The sequence below is a fragment of the Micromonospora thermarum genome, from assembly GCF_012034245.1.
Classification (GTDB): domain Bacteria; phylum Actinomycetota; class Actinomycetes; order Mycobacteriales; family Micromonosporaceae; genus Micromonospora; species Micromonospora thermarum.
Map to the genome: position 1 here is coordinate 1 of NZ_JAATEO010000031.1, position 22,637 is coordinate 22,637.

General features: G+C 71.2%; 20 protein-coding genes. 7 read left to right on the forward strand and 13 right to left on the reverse strand.

Annotated elements, in window-relative coordinates:
• From HCJ94_RS23750 to HCJ94_RS23770, 5 genes are all read right to left on the reverse strand, one after another.
• Positions 1-366 (reverse strand): DUF4411 family protein (locus HCJ94_RS23750; protein ID WP_168003263.1); only part of this gene is annotated, 366 nt, incomplete at its 3' end.
• Complete coding sequence (locus HCJ94_RS23755) at positions 366-1,520, reverse strand: XRE family transcriptional regulator (RefSeq protein WP_168003264.1); 1,155 nt, start codon at positions 1,518-1,520, stop codon at positions 366-368. The genes HCJ94_RS23750 and HCJ94_RS23755, both read right to left, overlap by 1 nt.
• A gap of 828 nt (positions 1,521-2,348) precedes the next feature.
• Positions 2,349-3,431, reverse strand: coding sequence for a hypothetical protein (locus tag HCJ94_RS23760; RefSeq protein WP_168003265.1), 1,083 nt, complete (start codon positions 3,429-3,431; stop codon positions 2,349-2,351).
• On the reverse strand, positions 3,428-3,994 hold the full coding sequence (locus HCJ94_RS23765; RefSeq protein WP_168003266.1) for an RNA polymerase sigma factor: 567 nt from the start codon (positions 3,992-3,994) through the stop codon (positions 3,428-3,430). Before HCJ94_RS23765 ends, HCJ94_RS23760 begins: the two co-directional genes overlap by 4 nt.
• Positions 3,995-4,057: 63 nt before the next feature.
• The gene (locus HCJ94_RS23770) at positions 4,058-4,717 is read right to left on the reverse strand and encodes a GNAT family N-acetyltransferase (RefSeq protein WP_168003267.1); all 660 of its coding nucleotides are present in this window, start codon (positions 4,715-4,717) and stop codon (positions 4,058-4,060) included.
• A gap of 335 nt (positions 4,718-5,052) precedes the next feature.
• Here HCJ94_RS23770 and HCJ94_RS23780 point away from each other — a divergent pair, with 335 nt between their 5' ends.
• The gene (locus tag HCJ94_RS23780) at positions 5,053-6,384 is read left to right on the forward strand and encodes a low temperature requirement protein A (protein ID WP_168003268.1); all 1,332 of its coding nucleotides are present in this window, start codon (positions 5,053-5,055) and stop codon (positions 6,382-6,384) included.
• Between the two features lie 80 nt (positions 6,385-6,464).
• Positions 6,465-7,373, forward strand: coding sequence for an META domain-containing protein (locus HCJ94_RS23785; RefSeq protein WP_168003269.1), 909 nt, complete (start codon positions 6,465-6,467; stop codon positions 7,371-7,373).
• Positions 7,374-7,449: 76 nt separating this feature from the next.
• Here HCJ94_RS23785 and HCJ94_RS23790 read toward each other — a convergent pair whose 3' ends face one another.
• The 3 genes from HCJ94_RS23790 to HCJ94_RS23800 all read right to left on the reverse strand — a co-directional run bounded on the left by HCJ94_RS23790 (position 7,450) and on the right by HCJ94_RS23800 (position 8,895).
• Positions 7,450-7,947, reverse strand: coding sequence for a CE1 family esterase (locus tag HCJ94_RS23790; protein ID WP_168003270.1), 498 nt, complete (start codon positions 7,945-7,947; stop codon positions 7,450-7,452).
• The gene (locus tag HCJ94_RS23795; RefSeq protein WP_168003271.1) at positions 7,866-8,324 is read right to left on the reverse strand and encodes an alpha/beta hydrolase family protein; all 459 of its coding nucleotides are present in this window, start codon (positions 8,322-8,324) and stop codon (positions 7,866-7,868) included. The genes HCJ94_RS23790 and HCJ94_RS23795 overlap by 82 nt, the downstream gene beginning before the upstream one ends.
• Positions 8,325-8,421: 97 nt before the next feature.
• Positions 8,422-8,895, reverse strand: a complete 474-nt coding sequence (locus HCJ94_RS23800) for a hypothetical protein (protein WP_168003272.1) — start codon at positions 8,893-8,895, stop codon at positions 8,422-8,424.
• 217 nt (positions 8,896-9,112) lie between these two features.
• On the opposite strand from HCJ94_RS23800, the gene HCJ94_RS23805 reads away from it, so the two are divergent.
• Complete coding sequence (locus tag HCJ94_RS23805) at positions 9,113-10,399, forward strand: MFS transporter (RefSeq protein ID WP_168003273.1); 1,287 nt, start codon at positions 9,113-9,115, stop codon at positions 10,397-10,399.
• 162 nt (positions 10,400-10,561) lie between these two features.
• On the opposite strand, the gene HCJ94_RS23810 is transcribed toward HCJ94_RS23805, so the two are convergent.
• Positions 10,562-12,271 carry a bifunctional metallophosphatase/5'-nucleotidase gene (locus HCJ94_RS23810; RefSeq protein WP_168003274.1) on the reverse strand — a complete coding sequence of 570 codons (1,710 nt, stop codon included), beginning with the start codon at positions 12,269-12,271 and terminating at the stop codon, positions 10,562-10,564.
• Positions 12,272-12,512: 241 nt separating this feature from the next.
• A complete protein-coding gene (locus tag HCJ94_RS23815) occupies positions 12,513-13,292 on the reverse strand; it encodes a phosphodiesterase (protein ID WP_168003275.1) in 780 nt (259 codons plus the stop codon).
• Positions 13,293-13,539: 247 nt separating this feature from the next.
• On the opposite strand from HCJ94_RS23815, the gene HCJ94_RS23820 reads away from it, so the two are divergent.
• The gene (locus HCJ94_RS23820; protein ID WP_205801809.1) at positions 13,540-14,916 is read left to right on the forward strand and encodes a sensor domain-containing diguanylate cyclase; all 1,377 of its coding nucleotides are present in this window, start codon (positions 13,540-13,542) and stop codon (positions 14,914-14,916) included.
• 176 nt (positions 14,917-15,092) lie between these two features.
• Here HCJ94_RS23820 and HCJ94_RS23825 read toward each other — a convergent pair whose 3' ends face one another.
• Together HCJ94_RS23825 and HCJ94_RS23830 are read right to left on the reverse strand one after the other, a co-directional pair.
• A complete protein-coding gene (locus HCJ94_RS23825) occupies positions 15,093-16,154 on the reverse strand; it encodes an aspartate-semialdehyde dehydrogenase (RefSeq protein WP_168003276.1) in 1,062 nt (353 codons plus the stop codon).
• Positions 16,155-16,158: 4 nt separating this feature from the next.
• A complete protein-coding gene (locus tag HCJ94_RS23830) occupies positions 16,159-17,424 on the reverse strand; it encodes an aspartate kinase (RefSeq protein WP_168003277.1) in 1,266 nt (421 codons plus the stop codon).
• Positions 17,425-17,644: 220 nt separating this feature from the next.
• Here HCJ94_RS23830 and HCJ94_RS23835 point away from each other — a divergent pair, with 220 nt between their 5' ends.
• From HCJ94_RS23835 to leuA, 3 genes are all read left to right on the forward strand, one after another.
• Complete coding sequence (locus HCJ94_RS23835) at positions 17,645-18,454, forward strand: hypothetical protein (RefSeq protein ID WP_309227403.1); 810 nt, start codon at positions 17,645-17,647, stop codon at positions 18,452-18,454.
• A gap of 85 nt (positions 18,455-18,539) precedes the next feature.
• Positions 18,540-19,103: a nitroreductase family protein gene (locus tag HCJ94_RS23840; protein ID WP_168003278.1), complete on the forward strand. Its 564-nt coding sequence runs from the start codon at positions 18,540-18,542 to the stop codon at positions 19,101-19,103.
• Positions 19,104-19,315: 212 nt separating this feature from the next.
• Entirely contained in the window at positions 19,316-21,070 is a 1,755-nt protein-coding gene (leuA, locus tag HCJ94_RS23845; protein WP_168003279.1) for a 2-isopropylmalate synthase, read from the forward strand.
• Between the two features lie 45 nt (positions 21,071-21,115).
• Here leuA and HCJ94_RS23850 read toward each other — a convergent pair whose 3' ends face one another.
• Positions 21,116-22,600 carry an MFS transporter gene (locus tag HCJ94_RS23850; protein ID WP_168003280.1) on the reverse strand — a complete coding sequence of 495 codons (1,485 nt, stop codon included), beginning with the start codon at positions 22,598-22,600 and terminating at the stop codon, positions 21,116-21,118.
• Between the last annotated feature and the right edge of the window lie 37 nt (positions 22,601-22,637).

The window sequence follows — 22,637 nt, forward strand, 5'->3', positions numbered from 1 at the left end:
CTCATGCGTTACTACTGTCGCGCTAACCGTGTGGGCATGCGCTACGAGGAAGTAATCAGCGGCACCTAAGAATTCAAAAACAGCCGCCCTTGTGTACTGGGAGGAGGTGTTCGCCCAAGTGCTGAGCCGCGTAAGTGACGGTGCGCCGATCTCGCTTGCCGGAAGTGTGAAGGATTTGGGCATTTGCTTGATCCATTCGCACAACTCGTCTGCGGTGCCCACCAACTCGTCGTAGACGGCTTCCACCGTGTAAAGCTTGGCGCTTAGGTGGGCCGACTTGAGCCACTCCCAGAATCCAGGCACGATGTCGAAGGGATAATAGCGGTTCTTGGCGTCTATAAAAACGTTTGCGTCAATTAGATACATTAAGCAACCCCGAGGCTCTCGCTGAGCTGCTCGAAGGTTGATGTTTTCTTAAAGCCAAGAAGGCGAAACGCATCCCGGTAGAGAGTTCCACCTTCAAGAGTGTCAGCCACGACTGATCGGGCGAAGCGTCTGCTTACTCGAACAGGGAGAGTGGTGTAGAAGTTCCCGCCACCGGATTGCCTGTTCATCAAGGCGAGCACTCGCTCCAACTCCTCTTCGAAGGCGCGATTGAACTGACGTTCTTGCAAGAATCCAGCGTCGAAGATGCGCCTTAGTGCGACCAGCGTGCTTACCTTGTAGAGGCGTGCTAGTCGCTGTAGCTCCATAGTCAAATTACGGCTTGGGACGAACTCCAGCCGTAGCGAGGCCATTGGAATCAAAAGCTCGGCAGCAACCTCGTTGCACCAACGCTCCGTCCGGTTGTCGTTGGCCATATGGGCAAGATCCTGGTTTGAAATTGCAGAGCCGCCAAGACTAATGTGAGCGAGTTCGTGAGCTAGTGTAAAGATTTGGGCAGCTTTGGTGTCTGCGCCGTTAATGAAGATCAAAGGCGCGATGGGGTCTGCAAGCGAAAATCCGCGGAACTCTCTGGGGTCGAGCTTCCGGTGGGTATTTGAGCCAACGATTCCGCTGGTCATTACCAATATCCCCTGGCGCTCAGCGTGATCCGTCAGCCCGCGAAGTGCCTCCGCCCACGTGGCGAACTCTGAACGGATCTCAAGGCCAAACCCTAGAGAGTCGCGCAGGCTATTTGCTGCCGCCTCTGCAGTTGTTGCAAGCTGCATGCTTCCGACTACTGACACAGGTCGGTAGCCGTGTGACTCGGCGAACTCCCGGTACCACTCCTGTCGTTGCTCGCATGCATAAATCGTGTCTAGCAGATTGGGGGTGGGGTTTCGGTTCCGCTCGTCGCGAAAGGTTCGAAAATCGGGTACAGGTAGCGTCTCTTCCGGCGGACTTGGCAAGAAGAATAGCCCGATGGGAGTGTATGTTGCCTGCGCATAGCTTTCGAGCTGCCGCATTGTTGGCTTTACGGAGCCTGACTCCCACTGAATAAGCATCGGGAAGCCTTTGGCTAAGTCCCCGATAGAAAGACGCGCCCTTTCGCGCGCCCAGCGGAGCATCTCAGGCGCAACATTGACCCGCGTGGGCATGCCTGTTCCTCTCCCGACCGTATTCGAAACGAACCAACAACTTCTTACTCTAGCCGATCTAACCTTCTACGTTAAGTACCCAGGAGGTCACGTTGTGGAACCTAAAGCTCGTAAAACCTGACAGCTCGGTCACTTCGTATCCGCTGGCCAGGTCAAAGGCATGGCAGGGGAACACGTGTGCTGCCGGAGTTGGCCGTGGTCCCAGTTGCGGTCTCATTCAGGGTCGTGCAGCTACGTTCGCCGGAGCCACACGACGACGCTGACCGCAGCTCACGCACCGTGTCGACCTTCCCCGTACAAGCGATCGCAGACCTCGAAAGCATGAGAGTGCCTTACGCCCTCCCGCCCGCCTCAACGTCTTGTGGCCGGTCCTCTCGGGAGAGGTCTGGGAGAAAATCTTGAGAGAAGTGGCGTCGGAGCGGCATGTAGACCAACGACCGCCGACACGCTGGCCTGCGCGTATGTCGAAAGCGCAAGGCCACTCAAGTAGCCGGACGTAATTCGGGACGAAGAGGTCGTCGGTTCAAATCCGGCCACCCCGACCAGAGGTAAAAGCAGGTCAAGGCCCCTCAGACGAGGGGCCTTGATTCGTTTCGGGCGATCACCGCCCGCCCCCCGGTGCGATGACGGCTTCCGGATCCGGAATGCCCCCTTGGGCGGTTCTTCGGTTCGCGACGGAGATCAGGCCGTCTGTGCCCGGCTCGAAAGGACTGCCGGGATCAGGTCACGGACGGTGCCGCCGCAGGTGAAGCCGCAACGGGCACTGGGCGCCGAGGATCGGGTGATCCTCAGCGCCCAGTCCGAGAGCTGCTCGGCGATCCGGGACGGCTACACGCAGCCCAGGGCCTCTTCGTACCCGGTCGGGGGCTTTCCGGCGGCCATCTTGTCGGCGGTCTCCCAGAACACCTCCGACCAGCCACCCTGGTCCTTCATCTGGTGTAGCACCTTCCAGTTGTGGCTACCGCGCAACGCGTCCGTGGCCCGCCGGAGGGCGGCGTCGTCGCCGGCCTCCTTCGCCCGGAGCCATTCGGCGATCCATCCGCAGCCGATCCGGCTGGTCACCTTGGCGCCGAACTGGTAGGGGTCGTTGGTGCCGAGGCCGCTCAGCGCGGCGGTGTCGAAGCCTGGAGGGAGCGGCACGTCGGCGAGTACCTTCGCCGCCTGCTCGTTCACCCGCTCCGGTGTGATGATCTCGGCCGGAAGCGCGGCCAGCCAGGTGCGGGCGTCGACGCGGACCACGTCGGCGATGACCCGGTCGAACTCGCTACGCGTCCAGGCGCTCCCGGTACGCAGTTCGACGAAGGAACCGTCGCGGGGCCGGAGCATGACGGCGAAGTCGCTCGCGCTGTAGCGGAACAGGTCGGCCGGCCAGCCGTCGACCTTCACCGGTTCCGGCTTGCTGACGTGGAGCCGATCCCTGTGGTAGCCGTCGTACTGGGCCGCCGGATACCAGTTCATCTCCAGTTGCCGTCCGCCGTTGCTGAACGCGATGGTGCCCTCCTTCTCGGCGAACCCGTAGACGGTGGTCGCCTTCCAGCCAGGCTGGTCGATCAGCAGCCGCGGGTTCTCCTCGGCCGCCTTGAGCACCATCGCCGAATACGCGGCCGGGTCCGTCGCTTCGGACGTGATCGGCGGGGTCGCGGGGCGCCCTTCCGGCTGGTCACCTTTGATGGTCGAGACGGCCAGGACACCGGCGAGAAGGGTGGCCGCGACGCCTGCGCCGGCGAGGCCGCTCATGATGCCGCGCCGGGCCCGGGGGCGCTTGTCGGGCGGCTCGGCGACGGATTCGAGGGTCGGCACGGACATGATCTCCTCCAGGAGGTTCTGTGCGGCCTCGTCGAGGTGCCCGATGACGTCTGGTCGGTACGGGTCGGCGTCTCGGACCATCCGGTCGAGGTGCTCGTCGGTCATCTGCCCCCCTCTGAGGTGCGTGCGGCCATGACGTCGAGTACATGTCCGGGCGGCCCAAGGTCGTCACCGACGAGTTCTCGCAATCGGGCCCGGGCGCGTGACAGCCGGGTACGGACCGCAGCCGGGTTCACGTGGAGAACCGCAGCGGCCTCGCGCGGCTCCAGGCCCTCCCAGAAGGTCAGCATCAACACCTCCCGATCCAACTCACCCAGCCGGGCCAGCGCGGCCTGGACCGTGAGTCGTTCGGGCACCTCGCTGCCCGGGTCGACGGCGACGGCGACCCTCAGTCGTTGCCGCAACCGATCGCCCAGCCGTTCCCGGCGCACTCCGCCGCGGTGGTGGTTGGCCAGCACCCGTCGGGCCACCCCATACAGCCACAGCCGGACCTCGGCGTCCGGCGGCATGTCACGGCTGCGCCGCCACGCGACGAGGAAGGTCTCGGCGACCACGTCGGCCGCGTCTTCGGGCTGCTCGACGCGCCGCATCGCGTACGCCAGCAGCGGCTCGAAGTTCAGCGCGTAGACGCGTCGGAAGCGGTCCTCGTGCTCAGCCCCGGAACTCACGTCTGTTCCATGTCCGGTGGAGCACCGATCGTGACAGGACTCGTCGGGCCGATCACCGAAATCTCAAGGCACCGCCGGCGCTTCGATGATCGAGTCGTCCGTGTCGCGGTGTTGCCGCCCGTCGGCGAAGCGGTCGCGGTGGGCGGGCCACTCCTCGGCGAGCATGGCGAAGTCGAGTTCGGTGCTCCATTCACCCTTGAAGAGTTCGTTCTGGACCAGACGGGCCTCCTGTCGCATCCCGAGGCGGCGCGCCACCTTCACCGAGGCATCGTTACGCTCGTCGATCCGGGCGACGATGCGGTGCAGGCCCAACTCGTCGAAGCCGAGTCGAAGTAGCGCGTGTGCCGCTTCGGTGGCGTAGCCATGACCGGCGACGTCGGGGTTAAGGACGTACCCGATCTCCCCGCCGCGATGCTCCCGGCTGTGCCAGAACAGGACCACGTCGCCGACGAGTTCGCCGGTTCGGGCGAGCTCGATGCCGAGCGTCAAGCCCTGACCCTCGTCGGTGAGCGCGACGGTCGCCCAGTGTCCCGCGAGTCGTTCGCTGATCAACTGACGGTCCATCGGGTCGAACGGTACGTAGCGGCAGACGTCGGGCCGGCTTCGGTAGGCCAGCAGAGCGTCGACGTCGCCGACGGTCAACGGACGCAGCAACAGGCGCTCGGTCCGGATCGGATAGGCGGGACGCAACTCGGGCTGTTGGTTGGGTGACACGTCGAGCATCGTGTCACCGACTCGTTCACCGGGCGAGGGCCCGGCCACCGAACAGGGCCAGCGTCTCACCGGTGACGTAGCTGCTGTCCGCGTTGCCGGCGAAGAAGAGGAAGGCGGGGGCGATCTCCTCGGGCTGCGCCGGTGCGTGGTCGAGCGTTCATGGCAGTGGGCCGTCGGTGTCCGCGGTCGCCCTGATGCGATCCCGGATCAGCGCGATCACGGTGTCGGCGGTCCGGTCGAGGTGACAGTGATCTTGGCGAGGTGGCGCAGGTGATCTCGCTCGGCGGCGTTTCAAGGGTGGCGAATCGCGCCCGGCCGGCCCTGCGCGCTGCGACACTCGGTCGGTGGGCGGCAAGCGGTGGGCGGAGCGGCTCGGCCCGGCCGTCGCGGTGGCCCCCGGCACCCGCGTGGACCGGTTCGAGATCTTCTTCGACCTGGTCTTCGTCTTCTCGTTCTTCATCATCACCCGCGCCACCGCGATGAACATCACCGGCGACAGCCTGCTGCACGGCCTGCTGGTTCTCGCCGTCCTCTGGTGGTGCTGGGTGGTGCACACCGTCGTCGCGACCCGGGTCCGGCTCGGCGTGGGCTTCGTCCCGGCGCTGATGGTCGTCGGCATGGCCGCGCTGTTCTGCTTCTCCCTGTCCCTGCCACAGGCGTTCGGCGACCCGGCGCACTGGGCGGTCGGACCGATCGTGGTCGCGGTGAGCTACCTGGTGCTGCGCTGCGTACACCTGCTGCTGTACTGGCACGTCGCTCAGGAGAGGCCCGGCGAACGTCGCCTGCTGCTCAAGTACTCCCCCGAACTGGCGACGAGCACCCTCCTGCTGCTGTCCGCCGCGCTGATCCCACCGCAGATCGACGACCTGCGGCTGGCCGACCTGGTGCGCGACGGGCTCTGGATCGCCGTCGTGCTGTTGCAGTACAGCGCCGGCCTCGTCTCCACCGCCTGGGGCTGGGTGCTGACCTCCGCCGAGCACTGGACCGAACGGTACGACCTCATCCTCATCATCGCCCTCGGTGAGTCGATCATCTCCGTCGGCGTGGGCGGCGGCCTGCTCGGCGAACCGGTCAGCTGGCGGGGGGTCACCGCCGCGGTGCTCGGCATCTTCTTCACCGCCGCCCTGTGGTGGACGCATTTCGACGTCATCGCCCCGGCCGCCCGGATCGCGCAGCACGCGGCACAGGGCCGCGCCCGCGTCGCCATGGCGCGGGACGCCTACGCCTACTGCCAGCTCGTCATGATCGCCGGGATCATCCTCTTCGCCCTCGGAGCGGAGGAGATCGTGCGGCAGGTCGCGGACGACGAGGTCAGCCTCGCCGAGCCGACCCACGGCCCGGGCGCACCGCTGCTGTTCGGCGGGGTGATCTGCTACCTCTTCGGCGGGATGCTGTTCCAGCTGCGCACTCTCCACACGCTGTCCTGGACCCGGGTCGGCACGGTGCTCGTACTCGCGGTCGCCATACCCGTCGCCACACACCTCCCCGCGCTGGCGGCACTCGGCCTGCTGACGGCCATCTGCATCGGGTTGGTGGTGACCGAGGTGGTCGTCATGGCGGACGCCCGCCGAGCGCTGCACGAGGCAGTCTTCGAGGAGAAGACCACCTACGAGAAGCACGAGGCCGGGTGGCGGGCCCGCTGGCACGACGGAGCGCCGGACGAGGAACCCCGCTGAGTCGGGTCGACGAGGGAATCGCGGGAACCGTCCGGGCGGCCCAGCCGTCCCACGTTCAGGACGTATCGGACGGAGGACGGATGCACCAGGACAGGTACGTGATCGGGTCGGTCGCTCTCGCCGTGCTGCTGCTCGCCGGCTGCGCGGGCACCGACTCCCCGGGCACGCCCGCGCCGCCGTCACCGGCCGCCACCACGCCGGCCGTTCCGCAGGAGCCGACCGGGCTGGTCGGGGCGTGGGCGGTGAGCGGGCGAGAGGTGCCGGCGGACACCGTGCTGCGGCTCGCGGACGACGGCCTCCTGGTGTTCCGCGGATGCGAGATGCTGCTCGGGGAGTGGCGGGCCGATCAGAGCGGGCTCTTCCTCGCCGGCGTCCACACTTCCTCGACGACCGACGACCGACGGTGCGACCCGGCTCCCCGGCCAGAGGCACCGGACTGGCTGGCGCGGGCCGCCGGTTTCCGGGCCGAGGGCGAAAGCCGCGTACTCCTCGACGCCGACGGCGGCGAACTGGCCCGGCTGCGGCCGGGGGCCCGGCCGCGGGGCGGCCCCAACGTGTACCGGCCCTGGCTGGAGCCTCCGACCGTGACCGACGAGATGCGACGCCGGCTCGCGCCGGTGCCGGCGCTCCCCGGCAATCTGGCCGCGCCCACGCGGGACGACCTCGTCGGCCGGTGGCTGCCGGTTGCCGGACCCGACGGCCGGACGCCGACCCCCGGGTCCGGTAACTGGCCGACGCCGCCGTTCGCCGAGCTGGCGGCCGACGGCACGTGGCGCGCGTCCGACGGCTGCAACAGCTCGAACGGGCAGTGGGCGGCGGGGCCGGGCGGCGCCTTCGGCGCGACCGGTGGTGGGAGCACGCTGATCGGCTGCAACAACGTGCCGGTCAACGGGTGGCTCAGCGCCGCCCGGCAGGCCGGTCTCGACGGCGACGTGCTCGTGCTGCGGGACGCGCAGGGCAAGGAGACCGGCCGGCTGCGGCGCGGCTGACGGCGGCCTCGCGACCGGTACGCCGGAGCCGGCCACCGCCCACACCACCGGCCGGTCCCCTACCCGGCCCGGAGGATCAGCGCTTCGGGTGCGCCGCGAAGAAGTCCCAGATCAGGTCGGTGGCGTTGACGGCCGTGTCGGGTGCTCCGAGCCCCACCTTGGCGCCACCCGGCCACCGGTGCCCCATCCCGTTGACCGTGTACCCGACGACCTCCATGCCGTCCGGGCAGGCGGACGTGGTGCGGTTCACCGTCTTCCCCCGGTCGACCCAGGTCGGCGCGGCGTCCCGGCATCCGTACTCGCGACGCCACTGGCCCAGGCGGATCTCCAGGGCGTCGGCGGCGCGGTCGTCCGCGCCGATGATCGACAGGACCGAGACGGCCCGGGCCGGCCGCCCCGCGGTGGTCTCCGGCTTCTGGCCGCTGGTGAGGCCGCCGCTGACCGGGGCGACCGCCGCGAACAGGTCGGGTGCCTCGGCCGCGAGCCGGTACGTCATCGTGGCGCCCGCCGACATGCCGGTGGCGTAGACCCGGGCGGGATCGGCGCCCCAGGTCTCGACCAGGTGCTCCACCATCGCGCGGATGAAGCCGACGTCCTCGTTGCCGCCGCAGCACGGGTACGCGACCAGGAAGTCTCCGCGTCGGCCTTGGCGTTGAGCCGGGTCATCCGCCGCATCATCGCCGGGTCGGCGCCCCGGTAGTGGACGGCCACCACCAGCGGGAGCTTCCGCCCCGGCTGGTAGCCGGGTGGCGCGTGCAGCTCGTAGCCGCCCGGCCGGCCGTCGACGGTCAGCGTGTGGTCGCCCGGCGCGGGCTGCACCGGTGCCGCCGGACTGCTGCTGCTCGCCGAGGCCGTAACCTGGCCGGCGTCGGGCTCGGTGTCACCGCCGCAGCCGGCGACGCCGAGCAGGACGACGGCCACGAGTGCAGCCGCGAGCGATCTGTTTCCCATCTCTACTCCCCCGTGGTCGATTTCCGGGAACGTAACCCCGGGAGGAGGAAGGGCGCTGTCCCGATCGGCAACGATCCGGGCACAGCTTCCACAGTGCTCAGTCGTGCAGCTCGGAGCGCCGGATGTCGGTGAAGGCGGCGGCCAGGTGCGCGTCGAGCGTCGCCCCCGTGGCGGCCAGCAGGTCCGCGACGAGCAGCGGGGCGTGCCGCGCGTACGCCTCCGGGACCGGCGGGGCCTCGTCGGCCTCCGGGTCGTACAGGCCGAGCGCGCCGGCCAGCAGCACCAGCACCACGTGCGGGTCGACCTCCGACCGCCAGGTGGCGGCGCCACGGACGCAGCGCTCCAGCACATTCCGGACGTCGTCGCCGGCCAGCCCGTCCGGATGACCCAGCTCCAGCAGGGACCGGACCACCGCCCCGAGGACCAGCCCGGACCGGTCGGCCGCCGCGAGGCGCGCGGTCGCCAGGTCGTACGCCTCGACGTCGCGGCCCTGCGCCGCGGTGACCGCGTCGGTCGCCGCCACCGCGATCTCACGTGCAAGTGCGGGCAGGTGGCGCCAGGTGGTGGTCATCGGGCCAGGGCCCGCGTCGACGTGCCGGCCCGGGCCGCGGCGGGGCCCGGGCGGCGATCCGGCGGAGCGGAGACGGGTCCGGTGCGGTGGGGGTGTGACCTCGACACAGGCCCGAGCATGACAGACCCCTCCGACGGCGGGGTTCCGGTCACCGTCGGGCGCTCGGCGGCGGGTAATCCGTTCGCGTCGTGTCACAGCCGGCCCCCAGAATCACGGCATGCTGCACCGCGCCCTTCCCCGCCGCCCGGAGGCCCGACGGATCCTCCTCGGCACCCTGCTCTCCGCCGTCGGGCGCGGACTGACCCTGCCGTTCCTGTTCATCTACTTCACCGACGTGCGAGGGCTGACCGACGCCCGCGCCGGCCTGGTGATCGGGTGGTACGGCGCGGTGACCCTCGCGCTGTCGCCGCTGGGCGGCACGCTGATCGACCGGTTCGGCGCCCGACGGGTGGTGCTGCCCTGCCTGGTGATCGAGGCGATCGGCACCGGCTCGCTGGCGCTGGTCGACTCGACGGCGTCCGCCTTCGCGGTGATGACGCTGGTCGCCGTCGGCAGCTCCGCCATCTGGTCGGGGCAGACCACGATCCTCGCCTCGCTCACCGACGACGGCGAGCGGCAGCGGGTGTTCGGGCTGAACTTCGCCCTGCTAAACCTGGGCATCGGCATCGGCGGCCTGACCTCGGGTGCGATCGTCGACACCGCTCGGCCGGCCACCTTCCAGCTCATCTACGTGCTCGACGCGATCAGCTACCTGATGCCGGCGCTGATCCTGCTGAGCCTGCCGGCGGTCGGTCACCGGCTCGCCGGGGCGGGGCGGGCGACCGGTCGGGGTTCGGCGGGCGGCTACCTGGCCGTCCTGCGGGACCGCCCGTTCCGCCGCCTGGTGATCTTCGGTCTGGTGCTCACCACCTGCGGGTACGCGCAGATCGAGGTGGGCTTCACCGCGTACGCGGTGCGGGTGGCCGAGGTGACCCCGCGGATCGTGGCGTGGGCGCTGGCGGGCAACACGGTCATGATCGTGCTCGCCCAGCTGGTGGTCCTCCGCCGCCTCGAGGGCCGCAGCCGCACCGGCTCCCTGGCCGTGGTGGGCGCCGTCTTCGCGTCCGCCTGGCTGGTCCTCGGCGCGGCCGGGCTGGTCGGCCCGGGCCACGCGCTCCTCGGTGCGCTCGGTGTGGTGGCGTGCGCGGCCATCTTCGGTTTCGGCGAGACCATGCTCTCGCCGGTGCTGCCCGCGCTCACGAACGCGCTGGCCACCGACGAGCTGCGCGGCCGCTACAACGCGATCAGCTCGATGATCTTCGGGGTCAGCGGGGTGATCGGTCCGGTGACGGCAGGCCCGCTGATCGGCATGGCCGACGGCCGGGTCTGGGTGGTCTGCGTCGTCGGCGGCTGCCTGACCGCGTCGGTGGTCGCCCTGTCCCTGCGCCGCCTGCTCACCCCGCTCCAGGACGGCCGGCCGGCGGCTGCGTCCCGCGTCGCCGAGCCGGTCCCCGCCGCCGCCTGAGCGACCGGCCGGGCGCCGTCCGCGCAAGGTCGTGCTCGATCCAAGAAGTAGTGGTGTCGCCGTCAATGGGACACCACCACTTCCGAGATCGAGCAAGCACCGGACGGAAACGGGCCCCGGAGCCGATGCTCCGGGGCCCGTCCGGGTGCGGGTCGACCGCCATCAGGCGGCGGGCGCCTCGGTGGTGAGGCGGATCCGGTCCAGCGCCGGGCCGGACACCGGCGAGTTCGCGGTCAGGTACGCCACGAACGCGTCCAGGTCGATCTGGCCGGTGACCAGGTTCCTCCCGCCGGTCAGGACGCTGAAGCCGTCACCGCCGCCGGCCAGGAAGTTGTTCACCGTGATCCGGTAGGTGGCGCCGGTCTCGACCGGCACGCCGCCGAAGGCGAGGCTGCCCCGGACCACGCGGGTGCCGGCGCACGGGTCGGTGGCCGGCGCGGTGGTGCCGGCCGGGTCGACCACGTAGCGGACGGTCGACGACGGATACAGCACCCGGCCGGTGACGAACTGCTGCTCCAGCATGCAGAACAGCTGCGCGCCGGTGAGGTCGAGCGTCACCAGGTTGTTGGCGAACGGCTGCACCGTGAACGCCTCCTCGTAGGTGACCGGGCCGGCGTCGAGGTCGGCGCGGACACCGCCGGGGTTCATGAAGGCGGCGACGGCGCCCTGCTCGTCGTCGGTGGCCCAGAGCTGGGCGTCCCCGATCAGGTTGCCCAGCGGGGACTCGCCCCGGGTCGTACCGAAGAGGGTCTCCTGCGTCCGGGTGATCGCCTCGGTGGTCGTGCCCACCTGCCGGCCGGCCACCGGGCCGAGGACGCCCTTGTAGCGGTTGATCAGCTCGGTCTGGGCCGGGTCCTTGGCGACCGTCCGGGTCACCACGACGTTCTCGGCGGTCGCGGTGAGCACGTCACCGGTACGCGGGTCGATCTTCAGGTCGATGTCGGTGACCAGGCGGCCGAACGAGCTGGCGCTGGTGACCAGCTTGTTGTTGATCTCGCAGTTGTACGCCTGGTGGGTGTGCCCGCTGACGATGACGTCGATCGACGGGTCCATCCGGTTGGCGATGTCGACGACCGGGCCGGTGAAGCCGACGCAGTCGTTGATGCCGCCGGCACCGGCCTGGGTACCGCCCTCGTGCAGCAGCACGACGATGGTCTCCACGCCCTTGCGGCGCAGCTCGCGGGCGTACCGGTTGGCGGTCTCCGCCTCGTCGGTGAACTGGAGGCCGGCGACACCCTGCGGGCTGACGATCTCCGGCGTGCCCTCCAGGGTCATGCCGATGAAGCCGATCTTGACGTCGTCGTCGGCCTTGTGGATGGCGTACGGCGGCAGCAGCGGCGCGCCCGTCTGCGTGACGAAGGCGTTGGCGGAGAGGTACTGGAAGCCGGCGCCCTCGTACGGGGTTCCGTCGGCGCAGCCGTCGACCGGGTGGCAGCCGCCGTTCTGGATGCGCAGCAGCTCGTCGGAGCCCTCGTCGAACTCGTGGTTGCCGACGCTCGCGTAGTCCAGGCCGGCCATGCTGAGCGCCTCGATGGTCGGCTCGTCGTGGAACGCGGCGGACAGCAGCGGGGAGGCGCCGATCAGGTCACCCGCGGCGACCGTGATGACGTTCTTCTTCTGAACGGTCCGGCGCAGCTCGGCGAGGTGGGTCGCGAGGTACTCGGCACCACCCGCCGGCTGACCGGCGATGGAGCCGCTGGAGCCGGTCGGCGGCTCGAGGTTGCCGTGGAAGTCGTTCAGGGCGAGCAGGGTGACGTCGACCGGCTTCGGTCCGGCGTCCGCCTGGTCGGGGGTGGTCGCGACCGCGCCGAACGCGGTCACGGCGAGCGCGGTCAGGCCGATGGCGGCCCGACGCATCCCGGGGATGGACATGGAACTCCTTGTGGGAATCCGGCGCGACCGCCCGGGCGATGGGTCGCACCGGGCAGTGTCGCGCCGTCGGCAGGGGTCGGTCGCGGTGGCGGCGGGTGCGGGACCACCACCGGCGTCGGTGACACCCTCTCACCGAAGACCGCAGTTAGTCGACCTGGGGCAAGCATCCAGAGCTGCAGGTAGGGGCGAATTCAACGGACGTACGAGTCGGGCATGACCGATCCGCCACGGCGGGTCCACTTCAGAAGCTGCACGTTATCCCTGCGGCGTGGCTGACCTGCACGAGATGCGTGACGCAGGCGGCACCGTCGAGCCGGTGCAGCAGCAGGGCGGTGGGCTCGGTGACCCAGCCGATCTGCTCGTCCGGGCTGAGGGTGAGCGAGCTCTGCCGCCAGGTGCTCGGCGCGGTGGTGAGCACCGTGCCGGCGAAGCCGGCCGTCACCGGCCGGTGCAGGTGGCCGGTGGCGACGCGGACCACGTGGGGGTGCCGGCCGATCACCTCGGCGAGCGCGTCCGCGTCGGCCAGCCCGACCGCGTCGGCGGCTGGGATGCCGACGGCCACCGGCGGGTGGTGGAGGCAGACCACGGCCGGCACCTCGGGCCGCCCGGCGAGCACGCCGTCCAGCCAGCCGAGCTGTTCCGGGCCGATCCGGCCGCCGCCCGACCCGGGGACGAGCGAGTCCAGCACCACGACGGTCACCTCCGGGTGGTCGACGTGGTAGTACGCGGAGAAGCCGCCGCCCAGCCACGGCGTGCCGCCGAACGCGTCGAGCAGGGACTCCCGGTCGTCGTGGTTGCCAGCGACGAGATGCACCGGGAGCGGGAACCGCCCGATGATCTCGCGCAGGGCCGCGTACTCGTCGGGGCGGCCCCGGTCCACCAGGTCTCCGGTGATGACCACGCAGTCCGGCCGGGGATTCAGCGCGAGCACCCGGCCGAGGGCCCGGTGCAGCCCGGCGGCCGGCTCGGAGGCGAGCACGCCGGTGGTCAGGTGCGGGTCACTGAGCTGGGCGATGAGCATCGGGCCTCCACTCGACCGGGATCCCCACGCTATCGCCACCGCGCACCGCGCGGGGCCGGCCCGCGGGGACCCACAGGCTCCGTCCACATCCTGTGGATAGCACGTGTGTACGAAGAATCTCGCGCGCCATCACGCCGTGGTTACGCTTGATCGCGTGACCCGGCGCCGGCCGGGCCCGCTGCCGACCTGGGACGACGTACGAGTGGATCACCAGCGAGTCATCCGTGACGTCACGGTCCGCCTGCCGATGGCGTCGACCGCGGCCGAGGCGTGCCAGTGGACCGTCACCGCACTGGCCCGGTACGCGCCGGCCACCATCTCGGTGCTCCTCCAGGTCCACGACCGGCTCCGCTGCGTCGCGGCGACCGGTTCCTGGCAGGTCTACTCGACGGTCCCGCCGGACACCGGCATCGTCGGGCGGGTCTACGCGTCCGGCCGTACCTCCGTCGTGCCGGACGTCGCGGCGGACCCGGACTACATCCCGGTACGCCCCGACGTCTCCAGCGAGGTCTGCGTACCGGTCCTGGATCCGGCGGGTCGCCCGATCGGCGTCCTCGACCTGCAGTGGAGCGGGCCGGCGGACCTGGCGGCCTGGCGGGACACCGCCGAACGCCTGGCGGCCCGGCTCGGCGCGCGGATCGTCGCGCTCGGCGGCCCACCGGCGGAGAGCCGCAGCGAGAAGCTGCTCCGGCACGCCGCCGCGCTGACCTCGGCGCCCACTGAGTGGGACCTGATGCACGCCGCGATCACCGCCGCCCGGGACGTGTCCACCCTCTCCGCCGCCGTCCTGGTGCTGGTCGGCCGGGAGGGACCCCGGCTCGGCGCGCCGACCGCCGCACCGGGCGACCTGGAGTCCCGCATCCGGGCGGAGCTGGCGGAGGCCGGCCCGGAGGCGCTCGGCCGCATGATCAGTCTCGCCCACCGGTACGGCGCCGGCTACACCCTCGGCGAGGCCGGGCACCCGCCGACCGACGACCATGCCCCGCTGACCCGCGCCGGAGCGCGCACCCTGGTGGCGGTGCCGGTCGGCCCGCCCGCCGGCGGCGGGCTGCTGCTGATCGCCGACGAACGGCTGCTGCGCCCCGACCCGACGACCGTGAACCTGATGGAGCTGCTCGCCGGCCAGGCCTGGAACGCCCTGGACCGGCTGCGCACCCTGGCCCGGCTGCGCGAGCAGGCGAGCTCCGACCCGCTGACCGGTTTGCGGCACACCGGGCCGTTCGGCCAGCGCATCGCCGCGGCGACCCCCGGGCGTACGGCCCTGCTGGCGATCGACGTGGACGGCTTCAAGAACGTCAACGACACGTACGGCCACCAGGCCGGCGACCGCGTGCTGGTCGGACTGGCGCGGGCCCTGGAGGGGGCGCTGCGGCACGGCGACGAGCTGTACCGGATCGGCGGCGACGAGTTCGTGGCGGTGATCGAGGTGAACCGCCCGGAGGAGGCCGTCCGGATCGCCGAGCGGCTCACCGAGGCGGCCCGGCGCATCGGCCGGACGATCAGCGTCGGCGTCGCCCTGCCCCGCCCCGGCGAATCCCCCGACCTGACGCTCCGCCGGGCCGACCAGGCCCTCTACCGCGTCAAGCGCGAGGGCCGCGACGGCGTCCACCTAGCCGCCGCCTGACCACCCCCCCCCCCCCACCCCCCACCCCCACGCCCTCACCTCTGCTCCGCGATCTTGCACTTTCGGCCCCTCTTATGCGCCTTATGACCGTTTTTCCCGGGCAGAAAGTGCAAGATCGCCGGGGTGGTGGGGCGCGTGGAGCCCGGGAGGGGTCGTCGGCGTGACGTTGGGGCGAGTTAGGGGCGAGTTAGTTCCTGGGCCAGGAGTTCGGCGATCTGGGCCGTGTTCAGGGCCGCACCCTTGCGGAGGTTGTCGCCCGTGACGAAGAAGTCGAGGGCGCGGGGGTCGTCGAGGGCGCGGCGGATGCGGCCGACCCAGGACGGGTCGGTGCCGACCGCGTCGATCGGCATCGGGAACTCACCGGCGGCGGGATCGTCGACCAGGATCACGCCCGGCGCGTTGCGCAGCACCTCCCGGGCGCCCTCCGCGTCCACCTCGGTGGCGAAGACCGCGTGCACGGCCACCGAGTGCCCGGTCACCACGGGTACGCGGACCGAGGTGGCGGACACCTTGAGGTCGGGCAGGCCGAGGATCTTGCGCGACTCGTTGCGCAGCTTCATCTCCTCCGACGACCAGCCGCCGTCGGCCACCGAGCCGGCCCAGGGCACCACGTTCAGCGCGAGCGGCGCCGGGAACGGGCCCAGCTCGTCGCCGACCGCCTGCCGGACGTCGCCGGGGCGGGAGCCGAGCACCCGGTCGCCGGCGATCTTGGTGAGCTGGGTGTGCAGGGCGTCCACGCCGGCCTGGCCGGCTCCGGACACCGCCTGGTACGACGACAGCACCAGCTCGCGCAGGCCGTACTCGCGGTGCAGCGGCGCGACCGCGACGATCATGGCGAGCGTCGTGCAGTTCGCGTTGGCGATGATCCCCTTCGGCCGGTTGCGGACCTGCTCGGGGTTGATCTCGGGTACGACCAGCGGCACGTCGCGGTCCATCCGGAACGCGCCCGAGTTGTCGACCGCGACCGCGCCCCGGCTCACGGCGACCGGGGCCCACTCGGCCGACACCTCGTCCGGTACGTCGAACATCGCGACGTCGACGCCGTCGAACGCCTCCGGGGTCAGGGCCTGGACGGTCAGGTCCTCGCCCCGGCACCGGATCACCCGCCCGACGGAGCGGGCGGAGGCGATGAGCCGGATCTCCCCCCAGACGTTCCTACGCCCGGTGAGCAGCTCGCACATCACCGTGCCGACGGCACCCGTCGCCCCGACCACGGCCAGGGTGGGCAGCGACGTCACGGGGCTACCGCCCGGTCCCCGCGTACACGACCGCCTCGGTGTCGCCGCCGAGGTCGAAGGCTTCGTGGATGGCACGCACCGCGGCGTCCAGGTCGGTGTCGCGGCAGACCACGGACACCCGGATCTCCGACGTGGAGATCATCTCGATGTTCACGCCGGCCTGGCCGAGGGCCGCGAAGAACCCGGCGGCCACACCGGGGTGCGAGCGCATGCCGGCACCGATCAGCGAGACCTTGCCGACGTGGTCGTCGTAGAGCAGGCCCTTGAACTTCACCACGTCCTGGATCTTGCTGAGGGCGGCCATGGCGGTGGGACCGTCGGTCTTGGGCAACGTGAACGAGATGTCCGTGCGGCCGGTGCCCTCGGTGGAGACGTTCTGCACGATCATGTCGATGTTGATCTCCGCCGCAGCGACGGTGTCGAAGATCCGCGCGGCCGCACCCGGCTCGTCGGGCACGCCGACGATCGTGATCTTGGCTTCGCTGCGGTCGTGGGCGACCCCGGTGATCAGCGCCTGTTCCACGGGAAGGTCCTCCATCGATCCGGTGACCATCGTGCCGGTGTTGGTCGAGTATGACGAACGGACGTGGATCGGCAACCCCGCCCGGCGGGCGTACTCCACGCTCCGCAGGTGCAGCACCTTGGCGCCGCAGGCGGCCAGCTCCAGCATCTCCTCGTACGTGATCTGCTTGATGTGCCGCGCGTTCGACACGATCCGCGGGTCGGCGGTGAAGACGCCGTCGACGTCGGTGTAGATCTCGCAGACGTCCGCGTGGAGCGCGGCGGCCAGCGCGACGGCCGTGGTGTCCGAACCGCCGCGGCCCAGCGTGGTGACATCCTTGGTGTCCTGCGAGACGCCCTGGAAGCCGGCGACGATGACCACGGCGCCCTCGTCGAGCGCTCCCTTGAGGCGCCCCGGCGTGACGTCGATAATCCGTGCCCGGCCGTGGACCGACGTGGTGATCACACCGGCCTGCGAGCCGGTGAACGAGCGGGCCTCGTACCCCAGGTTGTGGATCGCCATGGCGAGCAGCGCCATGGAGATGCGCTCCCCGGCGGTGAGCAGCATGTCCAGCTCGCGGCCCGGCGGTAGCGGGCTGACCTGGTTGGCCAGGTCGAGCAGCTCGTCGGTGGTGTCACCCATCGCGGAGACCACCACCACGACGTCGTCGCCGGCCTTGCGGGCCGCGACGATCCGCTCGGCCACCCGCTTGATCCGCTCGGCGTTGGCGACGGAGGATCCGCCGTACTTCTGCACCACGAGTGCCACGACGGTGCACTCCCTCCCAGTGACCCTGAGCGTGCCGACGCCGCCGGATGAGGGCCGGCGGCGCATGTCAGACGCCCTCAGCCTATCGGGCGGTCGGATCGGCCGGGTCCGGTGATCCCACCATCCGGCCCGGGCGACGGGGCCCGGTGGCGTACGACACGCCGGTCCGCGCCCGGGCGGCGGGGCACCGGACACGGGCGGCGCACCCGAGAATGGGCGGGTGCCCGCCCACCTTCGTCCGGCCGTACCCGCCCGGCGCCCGGCGGTGCCGCCGGCCCGGCGGCTCACCGGCCCGCTCGCGCTGGCCCTGCCGGCGCTCCTGGTCTCCTGCACCGCCGACCAGCCGGCCGCCGGCCCGCCGACACCGACGGCCCCGCCGTCGGCGGCGGCCGGCGCGGACGCGGCCCGGGACGAGCTGGCCGCCCTCGCGGCGGCGGCGCAGGACCGGCACCTGGTGGCCAGCTACACGCTGCGCGGCACGGACGGCCCGGACCGCACGGTCCTGGTCACCACCGCCGGCGACGGCAGTTGGCGGGTCGACGTGCCGGGCGGCGCGCTGGGCGGCGGAGTGGACGTCTCGCTCGCCGCGACCGCCGACGGGCTGTTCCAGTGCGCCCTGCCGCCCGCCACGAGGCCCGAGGCGGCGAGCTGCGTACGCGTCGGCGACACCGACGACGCCCTGCCGCGCCGCCTGGACCCGCGGGTCCAGCACCCCTTCACCGACTGGCTGGACGTGCTGACCGACCGCCGGTCGCCGCTGTCCGTGTCCCCGGCGCAGCCGCCGCCCGGCGTCGCCGGGGCGTGCTACTCGGTCGAGACGACGTCCGCGTCGATCAACGCCCCGCTGGACGCCGGGATCTACTGCTACGACGCCGACGGGACGCCCACCGCCGTCCACACCGCCGCCGGCACGCTGACGCTGGCCGGCCCGCCCGCGCCCGGCCCGGCCACCGTGCAACTCGCGGGGCCGGTGACCGAGGGGGAGCCACTGGGCACGGCCGCGCCCGAGCCGACCACCGGAACGGCGTAACTGGCAATCCGTTACGGGTGCGTTTGCCCACATTCAGACCCCACCGGCCTCGCCCCTGAAACGGCCATACGGGACTCTTACTCCCATGCCCGACCTCACACCGCTGCTCGCGTTCCGCTGGAGCCCCCGGTCGTTCGACCCCTCCGCCGACCTCGGCCCGGCCGAGGTCGGCGTCCTCCTGGAGGCCGCCCGGTGGGCGCCGTCGGCGGCCAACCGGCAGCCCTGGCGCTTCGCCGTCGGCCAGCGCGACGACGAGACCTGGAAACGGATCATGGTCAACCTGCCGGCGCGTGACCAGCGGTGGGCCGGCCGGGCGTCGGCCCTGCTGCTGGCGGCGCACCTCACGCCGGCGGCCGACCCGCACGGGTGCGCGCCCTACGACCTCGGTCACGCGGTCGCGCACCTGACCGTGCAGGCGACCGCGCTCGGGCTGCACGTCTGCCAACTACGCGACCTGGACCGGGCCGGCCTCGCCGCCGACCTAGACCTGCCCGACGACGTGCACCCCGCCGTGGTGGTCGCCGTCGGCCGGCTCGGCGACCCGCTCAGCCTCCCCGCCGACCTGCTGGACTCGGAGACCGGCCTGCGCCGCCGCCACCCGGTCGCCGACCTGCTGCTGACCGACGCGACTGCGAACTCCGTCTCATAGAGCGGACCAGCCTTCCCACTGACCGTCCCACCACGTAGGGTGGCCCTGTCATGTGGCAGGCGCACCTCCTCCTTGGTCGCCGCGACGAGGCCTGACGGCCGGCACCTCGTCGCGGAGTCGAACCGCGCCGCCCAGCACTCTCCGAACTTTCTTCTCGGCATCGTCGCCGACCTCTGACTGCTGACGTCACATGACCACGGGAGCACTCCGCCATGGCTCACCCAGCCGGCACCACCGACGCTGAAACCGATCCGATCGCCCGGCAGCGGCCCAGCCGCATGCCGTACCGGCGCTACCAGCCGTACCAGCAGCAGTTCCGCATCGACCTGCCGGACCGCACCTGGCCGACCCGGCACGTCGAGACCGCGCCGCGCTGGTGCGCCGTCGACCTGCGGGACGGCAACCAGGCACTGATCGACCCGATGTCGCCGGAGCGCAAGCGGCGGATGTTCCAGCTCCTGGTGCAGATGGGCTACAAGGAGATCGAGGTCGGCTTCCCCTCGGCGAGCCAGACCGACTACGACTTCGTGCGGCAGCTCATCGAGCAGGACCTGATCCCCGAGGACGTCACCATCCAGGTGCTGACGCAGTGCCGGGAGCACCTGATCGACCGCACCTTCGAGTCGCTGCGCGGCGCGAAGCGGGCGATCGTGCACTTCTACAACTCGACCTCCACGCTCCAGCGTCGGGTGGTGTTCGGGCTGGACCGCGACGGCATCACCGACATCGCCACCACCGGCGCCCGGCTCTGCCAGAAGTACGCGGAGATCCACACGCCCGACACGGAGATCCACTACGAGTACTCGCCGGAGTCGTACACCGGCACCGAGCTGGACTACGCGCTGGAGGTCTGCGCGAAGGTCATCGAGGTCGTCGACCCGACGCCGGACCGCAAGCTGATCGTCAACCTGCCGGCGACGGTCGAGATGGCCATGCCCAACGTGTACGCCGACTCGATCGAGTGGATGCACCGGCACCTGCCCCGCCGGGACAGCGTGGTGCTGAGCCTGCACCCGCACAACGACCGCGGCACCGGCGTGGCCGCCGCCGAGCTGGGCCTGCTGGCCGGCGCCGACCGGATCGAGGGCTGCCTGTTCGGCAACGGCGAGCGCACCGGCAACGTGGACCTGGTCACGCTGGGGTTGAACCTGTTCTCCCAGGGCATCGACCCGATGATCGACTTCTCGAACATCGACGAGATCAAGCGCGCCGTCGAGTACTGCAACCAGCTGCCGGTGCACGAGCGCCACCCGTACGCGGGCGACCTGGTCTACACCGCCTTCTCCGGCTCCCACCAGGACGCGATCAAGAAGGGCTTCGACGCCCTGGCGGTGGACGCGGCGGCGGCCGGCGTGCCGGTCGACGAGCACCCGTGGGCGGTGCCGTACCTGCCGATCGACCCGAAGGACCTGGGCCGCACCTACGAGGCGGTCATCCGGGTCAACTCGCAGTCCGGCAAGGGCGGCGTCGCGTACATCATGAAGAGCGAGCACCAGCTCGACCTGCCGCGCCGGCTCCAGATCGAGTTCTCCGGGGTGGTCCAGCAGGTCACCGACAACGACGGTGGCGAGGTCGACCCGCAGGCCATGTGGGAGATCTTCGCCGGGCAGTACCTGGTCGACCACCAGACCGACCCGGCCGTCGCGCTGGTCGACTACGCGATCGGCACCGTCGAGGGCAAGGTCGAGATCGAGGCCCGCGTCGGCCACGGCGGCGAGCAGCGCGCCATCACCGCCGTGGGCAACGGCCCGGTCGACGCGTACGTCAACGCGCTCCAGGCGCTCGGTGTCGGCGTCCGCGTGCTCGACTACCACGAGCACGCCCTCTCCTCCGGCGGCGACGCCCAGGCGGCGGCGTACGTGGAGTGCGAGGTCGACGGCCGTACGGTCTGGGGCGTCGGCGTGGACGCCAACATCGTCACCGCGACCATCAAGGCGGTGACCAGCGCCGTCAACCGCGCCCGCTGACGGGGTGACGACGAACGGGCCGGCTGCCTCCGGCCCGTTCGTCGTCTACCGCTTCGGTGGGGTGGACGCCGGGAGGGATTGGCACGGCTGGGACGGAGGTGCCTCGCGCGGCGGCCGGTGGACGAGCAGGGCGGCCAGCGCGGCGCCGGCGAGCAGCAGCCCCGCGCACCAGAGCATCGCGCCCCGGTAGGCGCCGGTCAGCTCGGCCGATTGCTCGTACCCGGTGCCGGAGAGGCCGACCAGCAGCGGCAGCGCGGCGACCGCGAGCAGCCCGCCGGCCCGGGAGGCGGCGTTGTTGAAGCCGCTCGCCACCCCCGCGAAGCGGTCCTCGACGGCGGCCAGCACCGAGGCGGTCAGGGGTGCCACCACCAGGGTCAGCCCCAGCCCGAAGAGCGCCACGCCAGGCAGGACGTCCCGCCAGTACGACGCGCCCGGCCCGACCCCCCGCAGCAGCAGCAACCCGGCGGCGGCGACCGCCGGCCCGACGGACAGCGGCAGCCGCGGCCCGATCCGCGCCGACAGGGCACCGGCGCGTGGTGACCCGACCAGCAGCAGGACCGTCATCGGCAGCAGCGCGACCCCGGTGAGGAGCGCCGACCAGCCGACCACGTTCTGGAGGTAGACGGCGAGGAAGAAGGTGAACCCGCTGAGTGCCGCGTAGACCACCACGGTGAAGACGTTCAACGCCGAGAAGAGCCGGCTGGTGAACAGCCCGGTCGGCAGCATCGCGGTGTCGCCCCTACGCCGTTCCACCAGGACGAAGGCGATCGCGCCGAGCACTCCGACGGCAGCCGCCACCAGCACCGGGGCGGAGTCGAAGCCCCGGGCGGGCGCGTCGATCAGGGCGTACGTGACGCCGGCCAGGGCGACGGCACCGAGCAGCGCACCGAGCACGTCGAAGTGGCGACGTCGCCGGCCCGCCTCCTCCGTACGCGAGGCGTCCTCGTCCCGGCTCTCCGGCACCCAGCGCATCGCGGCCAGCACCACCAACACCGCCAGCGGCACGTTCAGGAAGAAGATCCACCGCCAGGAGAGCGTGTCGATCAGCCAGCCGCCGACGAACGGGCCGAGCGCGGTGGAGACGCCGGAGAGCCCCGACCACGCACCGATCGCCTTCCCCCGGTCGTCCGGGTGGAAGCTGGCCTGGAGCACCGACAGCGAGCCCGGGGTGAGCAGCGCCCCGCCGGCGCCCTGGAGGAACCGGGCCGCGACCAGTTGCCCGGTGTCCTGGGCCAGCCCGCACAGGAGGGAGGCGACGGTGAACCACACCACCCCGAGCAGGAAGATCCGCCGCCGGCCGAAGCGGTCGCCGAGCGCGCCGCCGAGCAGGACGAAGGCGGCGAGCATCAGAGCGTAGCCGTTGATCGTCCACTGGAGACCGGACACGGCGGCGTCGAGTTCCGCGCCGAGCCGGGGCAGCGCCACGTTGACCACGGTGCTGTCCAGGAAGACCATGCCGGAGGCGAGGACCGCCGCGAGCAGCGCGCCACGCCCGGAGGCGGTGCCGATCCGGAGGGCGGGTGCAGTCATGGGTCCCAATCTGCCTGCCGCCATGTGCGAGACGCCA